The sequence below is a fragment of the Deinococcus sp. Leaf326 genome, from assembly GCF_001424185.1.
Taxonomy (GTDB): Bacteria; Deinococcota; Deinococci; order Deinococcales; family Deinococcaceae; genus Deinococcus.
The window spans coordinates 1-2,500 of record NZ_LMOM01000091.1 but is presented as its reverse complement, the minus strand read 5'-3'; the positions used below and the strand labels follow the sequence as shown (position 1 = coordinate 2,500).

General features: G+C 61.6%; 4 protein-coding genes and 1 pseudogene. 1 reads left to right on the top strand and 4 read right to left on the bottom strand.

The genetic code is table 11. The annotated features are described in order from the left end of the window. Positions 1-426 precede the first annotated feature (426 nt). The gene (locus ASF71_RS24415) at positions 427-636 is read left to right on the top strand and encodes a hypothetical protein (RefSeq protein WP_156373041.1); all 210 of its coding nucleotides are present in this window, start codon (positions 427-429) and stop codon (positions 634-636) included. 421 nt (positions 637-1,057) lie between these two features. Here ASF71_RS24415 and ASF71_RS21450 read toward each other — a convergent pair whose 3' ends face one another. The 4 genes and pseudogenes from ASF71_RS21450 to ASF71_RS24410 all read right to left on the bottom strand — a co-directional run. Continuing rightward, the gene (locus ASF71_RS21450) at positions 1,058-1,237 is read right to left on the bottom strand and encodes a hypothetical protein (RefSeq protein ID WP_056303951.1); all 180 of its coding nucleotides are present in this window, start codon (positions 1,235-1,237) and stop codon (positions 1,058-1,060) included. A 48-nt stretch (positions 1,238-1,285) separates the two neighbouring features. Then, positions 1,286-1,552, bottom strand: a complete 267-nt coding sequence (locus ASF71_RS21445) for a hypothetical protein (RefSeq protein ID WP_056303948.1) — start codon at positions 1,550-1,552, stop codon at positions 1,286-1,288. A 180-nt stretch (positions 1,553-1,732) separates the two neighbouring features. Further along, positions 1,733-2,149: a hypothetical protein gene (locus tag ASF71_RS21440; protein ID WP_056303946.1), complete on the bottom strand. Its 417-nt coding sequence runs from the start codon at positions 2,147-2,149 to the stop codon at positions 1,733-1,735. Positions 2,150-2,406: 257 nt separating this feature from the next. Then, positions 2,407-2,500: pseudogene (locus ASF71_RS24410) on the bottom strand (IS5/IS1182 family transposase); the annotation flags it as partial.

Below are 2,500 nucleotides of genomic sequence, written 5' to 3'. Positions count from 1 at the left end.
GCAGGCGGCGCAGGAAATACGGGCTCGACGAGCGTCCAGAGTTCGTTCGGCACCAGTTGATCGACCATTCCTGGACCCTACTCCTCTCCGTTCTGTCCTCAGCCTCTAATTCGCGTGTATATCTGGGCGTCTACCGGCTTCTTGTTGTACTACGAGACATACATCGCCAGGACAATCGCCAACTCTTACCCTTGGTGGTGAGTGCGGCCCCGCAGCATTTGCCGGCGCGCTAGCCTGGGATATGACGTCTCCCGTGTCCCTGAACTTCGAGCCGCCCGAACCCCCGGTGACCGCGACTGGCCACCCTACGTCCGCCTCACCTACGGCAGATACGAGCTCCGCTATCTCAGCGACGAAGAGTATAAGAACGAAAAGGCACCTTATCCGCTGCAGTGGGTGGGGTGGCTCATTCGCTACGCGCACCACATGACGGGTTTGCTGCATGATGGCTTGGACAGGACCTCGGATGAGGCCGTGCTTGTGGCAGCGACGCTCAAGGATCTCGCCGAAGAGATCGGTTTCAAGAAGAATGGGGAGGAATCGAAAGCACTGCTGCTCGACGCGCAGGAGCAACTGATTGCCCGCATGCGCGCCTGCCAGCTGCCGACCAGTGCAGACCTCTACAGCGCGGCATAAGCAGTGACCGTTCTGGACCGCTGGGAGCTGGAAGTTCAGAATGCACATACCGAAATGTCCGTCGTACTGGATCTTTACCTTGATGACGTTCGGAGTGTGGTCCAACGCTTAAATTCGGAGCATGTGCGGCGTAGCCCGGCGATCGAGGTGCAGACGCCAGAGGAGATCCAGGCGGCCACGATCACGCAACTGCGGGCGCTCCTCGCCCAGTTGGAAGAGGGGACGTTCACCGTGCGGGAAGTCCGCGGACCACGCAACGTGGTTGGCTGGAGGAGGTCATCATCCAGGGCCGCCGTGAGCCTACGGCAAGCAGCAAGCCGTAAACGCTCTCGGCTCACCTCAATCTGGAAGATAGTGAGACAGCGGTGCAGCGCCATCTCAACCCCTGTGCTCCGGACGTCTTCTCCTCGAACCCACATCCCTACTCCAGTTGGAAGTCCACGGTGAGCTGCACGCTCAGGACGTGCGTCGAGGTGTAGTTCACGCCGGCGTCCAAGGGTCCTGAGCGGGTGCGACTGGCCCGCTGGACTTCCTGTCCCATCCAGTCCGGCTGGAGGTTGACGGTGCTGACGGGCATCTCCCAGGTGTCTGAGGCGTTCATGACTCCTATGACCCTATGACCCGCTGCCTCTGCAATGGCGTCGGCCCGCTACCGGGCTTTGCGCATCGCTTGCGGCCCCAGACGCAGGCTCGCCTCGAACTCATCGAAGACCCACTCCAGACGTTGGAGCTCCACCTGCTTCTGATCGGCGAGGACCCCGAGCACTTGGGGCAGCAGAGCCGGCTCGACTTCGACCACCAGTAGGAACCGGGCCTTCTGTTGCTTGGCGAGCAGGCCCGTCCGGCTGCTGATCTCCACCCCCCGCACCTGAATCTGCGCTGCAGGAACACTCAGGGCCTGGAGCTGTCCGCTCACTTCTCGCACTTCCCTCACTCGCTCGCTCGGTGGCGGCGTTCCCCATCACCAAGGTTTCGCCAGCTACCTCCAGATGTAGCCTGGCGCTCACCGCCGTCACGTCCAGGTGATCTTTCTGCTGAATCCGCAGGATGCCCATTTCTCCAGGGTACGCCCGGCCTTCACTGGTGGTCCTCAAGGTTATCCTGGCTGTTCATCCATGGACCGCGCGGCAAGTGCGGCAACAACGGACTGACGCCGACGAATAGCGCCTCTCCACTCCCAGACGAGTAAGCCGAGTAGAGGGATATGGAGCATCAGCAAGCCGCCCAGCGCCCGGTCCGAGTCGCTGTTCCCGAGCAAGAAGGCAAAGCCGATCAGGACGAGGGAGCCCGAGCCACCCGCTGCTCCTGGTCGCCAGCCCAGACCCCAACAGATGGGGGGCGCCAGTGCCACCACCAAAATCAGCAGGAGCACGAAGAACAACAGGAGGAGGATGAAGATGAGGCCGCCCAGGAACTCCCGCGTATCTTCGCTGCCCAAGGCCAGGCTGGTCAGCCCTGCGATCAGAGGTGCGAGGCACACCAGGATGCCCAACGCGCGGAGCCAGATCGGCATGGGAGGCAGAGGAATGCTGCGAGGCGCAGGCGTCATGCCACAGTGTCGCTCTTCGTGCCTTTGATTACCGCACCTGCACGATCATGGGCGCGAGGTCCGGGAGCTGACCGCTGAAGACCAGATCTACCACATCATCCGCACGCGATACGGTCCCGTCCCAGCCCCACGTCTGACGTACGGGTGTTGCGAGCGGAGATTACGGAAGCAGGCTTTCCCCTCCTGAGCAGTGCTGAGAAGGCTAGAGGCTGCCAAGAACCTTATGCAAAAAGGGGCTTGAGATTGTGACAGAGCAGAACACAGGCAGCCAGAAAATGAAACCCGACCAGCGTTGACGGCAGCCGTTCGAGGTCT

Coding starts and splice junctions, on each gene's coding strand:
- ASF71_RS21440 (WP_056303946.1), bottom strand. CDS start 2,149: ATGCCGATCTGGCTCCGCGCGTTGGGCATCCTGGTGTGCCTCGCACCT.
- ASF71_RS21450 (WP_056303951.1), bottom strand. CDS start 1,237: ATGAACGCCTCAGACACCTGGGAGATGCCCGTCAGCACCGTCAACCTC.
- ASF71_RS24415 (WP_156373041.1), top strand. CDS start 427: ATGACGGGTTTGCTGCATGATGGCTTGGACAGGACCTCGGATGAGGCC.